Origin of the sequence: Mycobacterium sp. UM_Kg27 (assembly GCF_000972905.1) — a bacterium.
Lineage (GTDB): Bacteria > Actinomycetota > Actinomycetes > Mycobacteriales > Mycobacteriaceae > Mycobacterium.
Genome location: NZ_JRMM01000215.1, coordinates 1 through 4,161 on the forward strand (window position 1 = coordinate 1; position 4,161 = coordinate 4,161).

The window sequence follows — 4,161 nt, forward strand, 5'->3', positions numbered from 1 at the left end:
AAGAGACAGGTCCTTCGGTGACGATTCGCCAGATATCGACGAACTGGAGCAGATGACGGTCCTCGATCTGATCCTCAAAGAAGCTCTGCGTCTGCTGGCGCCCGTTCCGCTGGTGATGCGCAAGACCGTCCGCGATGTCGCCATCGACGGCTATCACATCCCCCGTGAAACCTTGTGCGCAATCACACCCGCCGTAAATCACTTCGACCGCAGAATATGGAGCGACCCGGACCGTTTCGATCCGTCGCGCTTCGATGAGCCCCGGCGCGAGGACCAACAGCACCGATTCGCCTGGGTGCCGTTCGGCGGGGGGGCGCACAAATGCATTGGGATGCAGTTCGGCACACTCGAGGTGAAGGCAATCCTGCACCAGATGTTGCGTACCTACACTTGGACGGTCCCAAACGACTATCACGTGCGTTGGGACAACACCTCGCTGCCCATTCCCGTGGACGGACTGCCTGTGACGTTGCGGCACCGATGAGCGGTGAGAACTCGCCTTACCTGGAGCCCACGGAGTTCCTCGATTGGCAACATGAATCGGTACGCGACTTCGTTGCATCGGCGACCCGCGGCGCGGTCGACGACACCACGAAGGCCATAGCCATCTTCACTGCGGTCCGCGACTCGATTTGGTATGACCCCTACACCGTGACCGATGACCCGCATGCGTATCGCGCCAGCACCATCGCAACTGCAGACCGCGCTTACTGCGTCCCGAAGGCGGTGCTCTTGACGGCGGCCTGCCGAGCAGCAGGCATCCCAGCGCGGCTGGGGTTCGCCGATGTCCGAAACCACCTTCAGACCGAGACATTGCGTGAGCGGATGGGCGGTACCGACGTATTCGTCTACCACGGATACAGCCTCATGCATCTCTGCGGTGTCTGGGTCAAGGCAACTCCGGCGTTCAATCGCGAGCTATGCGCACGGTTCGGCGTCCCGCCAATTGATTTCGACGGGCGCACAGACGCCCTGCTGCACGGGTTCGCCGGTGACGGCACACAACACATGGAATATCTGAGGGATCGAGGCGCCTTCGACGATCTACCGCTGGCAGAGATCCTGCAAGCGCTCAGAACCCACTACGGGACGCTCATAGGCGATGCGAGTCGCCATCCAGACCTGTTCGCCTGAAGGGCCGATGCGAAATGCACAGCACGATGCAAGACGTCCAGCTCACAATCTCGGCAATTGTCCGCCATGCCGCCTCCATTCACGGAAACAGCGAGGTGATCACCCCCGACGGAACTGGATGCCGAAGTATGTCCTACCGTAGCGTCCTGGGGCGAGCGGGCCGACTTGCCAATGCGTTGCGCGGGCTGGGAATAACGGCAGATCAACGGGTGGCCACTTTTCAGTGGAGTAACCAAGAGCATCTCGAGGCCTACTGCGCGGTTCCCTCCATGGGCGCGGTGCTGCACACCCTCAACATTCGTTTGGCTCCAGAGCAACTCGCGTACATCGCCAACCATGCCAGCGATCAGATCATCCTGGTGGATGCGTCGGTTGCGCCATTGTTGGCTAGTGCGCTACCAGCGATGGAGTCGGTGCATACGGTCATCGCCACCGGGGGCGGCGACCTCGCTCCGCTGCAGCGATGCGGGAAGACGGTGTTGCGTTACGAGGAGATCCTGGCGCAGCAACCGGAGACTTTCGATTGGCCCGAGATCGATGAGCGTTCCGCCGCGGCCATGTGCTACACCAGCGGGACTACTGGAAATCCCAAAGGTGTTGTCTACAGCCACCGTTCGACCTACCTACATGCACTGACCGCCTGCACGTCGAACGCCCTGGCAGTGAGCGAGGCCGACCGTATCCTGGCCATTGTCCCGATGTTTCACGCCAATGCGTGGGGACTGATCTACGCGGCGTTGATGTCTGGTGCGGACTTGGTATTACCCGATCGCCATCTGCAGGCCGCGCCGCTGGTGTCGATCATCGAAGAGACTCAGCCGACTATCGCCGGTGCAGTGCCGACGATCTGGAACGATGTCGATCGATACCTGGAATCGAATCCCGCCCGGGATATCTCCTCACTTCGGCTGGTTGCCTGCGGGGGATCGGCAGTCCCCGTCTCGCTGATGCGGGCATTCGAAGACAAGTACAACGTGCCTATCGTGCAGGCATGGGGCATGACCGAAACCTCGCCGCTGGCTACCGTCGCACGCGCAGCGCACGGAGTAGGCGAGACCCGTGCGTGGGAGATGCGCGAAAGCCAGGGTCGGCCGATGTGCGGTGTCGAGATCCGGTTGCGTGACGACCATAAGAAGACCGTGCCGTGGGACGGTCGATCAGTGGGTGAAATACAGGCGCGGGGCCCGTGGATCACCGGCGCCTACTTCGGCGAAAATGATCCGGACAAGTTCGACGGAGGGTGGCTGCGCACCGGCGACGTCGGCCGGATCGACCCAGACGGGTATCTCACGCTGACCGATCGTGCGAAGGACGTCATCAAGTCAGGTGGAGAATGGATCTCCTCAGTCGAGCTGGAAAACACGCTGATTGGTCACCCGGCGATCTACGAGGCTGCGGTGGTGGCAGTTCCCGACGACAAATGGCAGGAAAGACCGCTCGCCCTGGTCGTGGTTCACCGTGGAGCCGAGGTCGACATCGACCGACTGCGCGCGTTTCTGTTGGACAAGGTCGCCAAGTGGTGGATCCCGGAGCGGTGGAGCTTCGTGTCTGAGATTCCCCGAACAAGCGTCGGAAAATACGACAAGAAGGCCATACGCGCGCGTCACTCCGCCGGCGAGTATCAGATCGAAACGTCCTAAGAAATCAAACCCATTGATATTGAACAGCCGAGAGGGAATCCTGTGACAGCATCAATTTCTCCCTGGATGAGCGCCGAATTGCTCGAGCTTCGTGACCTTGCCGCGAAGTTCTTCTCGACCGAATTGGCACCACATGCGCAACGTTTCGCAGACCAGCACCAAGTTGACCGAGAATTGTGGCACAAAGCCGGCGAACTAGGCCTGCTCTGCATGTCCATACCCGAAGAATACGGCGGGGGAGGCGGCACATTCGCGCACGAAGCCGTCGTACTCGAAGAGCAAGCCCGAGTCGGGGACAGCTCATGGGGCGCAGGGCTGCACAGCGGAATCGTCGCGCACTACATCCTCCAGTATGCGGCCGAAGAACTACGGAGGCAGTGGCTGCCCAAGATGGCCTCAGGCGAAATGATCGGTGCTATCGCCATGACGGAGCCAGGGACCGGTTCTGATCTGCAGAGTGTCAAGACCAAAGCAATTCTTGACGGTGACGAGTACGTGATCACCGGCGCAAAGACCTTCATCACCAACGGTCAGCAAGCCGACCTGATCATCGTCGTCGCCAAGACAGATCCAAGTCAGGGCGCCGCCGGCATCTCGCTGATCGTCGCCGAAGCCGATCGACCCGGATTCCGGCGCGGCAAGGTCCTCGACAAAATCGGCCAACGCGGACAAGACACCTCCGAGTTGTTCTTCGACGACGTAAGAGTTCCCCGCTCGCACCTCCTGGGCGAGACCGAGGGTCAGGGTTTCATTCAGCTGATGACGCAGCTACCTCAAGAGCGGCTCATCGTCGCGGTTGGGGCGGTCGCGGCGATGGAACTTGCCGTGGAGCAGACACTCAAATACACCCGTGAGCGGGAAGCGTTCGGACGGCCCGTCTTCGGCTTCCAGAACACGAAATTCATCTTGGCCGAAGCTGCAACCGAAACGCGCATCGCACGAGTATTTTTGGACTACTGCATCGACCTACACCTCGCGGGCCAACTCGACGTCCAGACCGTCGCCATGGCGAAATGGTGGACCACTGAGCGAGCGATGAAGGTGCTCGATGACTGTTTGCAGCTCCACGGCGGATATGGGTACATGACCGAGTATCCCATCTCGAGATTGTGGGTGGACCAGCGCGTGCAGAAAATCTACGCCGGCACAAATGAGGTGATGAAGGAAATCATCTCGCGTTCCCTATGACCCTGAACGATTTGCCACCTGCACATTACTCACCTGTGAGGGTGATGGCATCGACAGTGGTGCCGTATCGCCACGAAATGGGTGGACATTGCGGATCGGGTGCCCTTCGGGAGTTGATACCAGATGCTCCTATCTTCAGGCAATGAGTTCTTCAGGCAATGAGTTCGTTGGTTCTTCTGCCTGTCTCTTATACACATCT

The 4,161-nt window shown here is 60.0% G+C and carries 4 protein-coding genes; all 4 read left to right on the plus strand.

What is annotated here, in order from left to right; translation table 11 throughout:
* Window positions 1-484, plus strand: a 484-nt coding sequence (locus LI94_RS20455; RefSeq protein ID WP_046302366.1) for a cytochrome P450, incomplete at its 5' end; no start/stop codon positions are given.
* Entirely contained in the window at window positions 481-1,134 is a 654-nt protein-coding gene (locus LI94_RS20460) for a transglutaminase domain-containing protein (protein WP_012394811.1), read from the plus strand. The genes LI94_RS20455 and LI94_RS20460, both read left to right, overlap by 4 nt.
* Before the next feature lie 14 nt (window positions 1,135-1,148).
* On the plus strand, window positions 1,149-2,774 hold the full coding sequence (locus LI94_RS20465; RefSeq protein WP_046286959.1) for a fatty acid--CoA ligase: 1,626 nt from the start codon (window positions 1,149-1,151) through the stop codon (window positions 2,772-2,774).
* Window positions 2,775-2,840: 66 nt separating this feature from the next.
* Window positions 2,841-3,962 carry an acyl-CoA dehydrogenase family protein gene (locus LI94_RS20470; protein WP_016889182.1) on the plus strand — a complete coding sequence of 374 codons (1,122 nt, stop codon included), beginning with the start codon at window positions 2,841-2,843 and terminating at the stop codon, window positions 3,960-3,962.
* Window positions 3,963-4,161 lie beyond the last annotated feature (199 nt).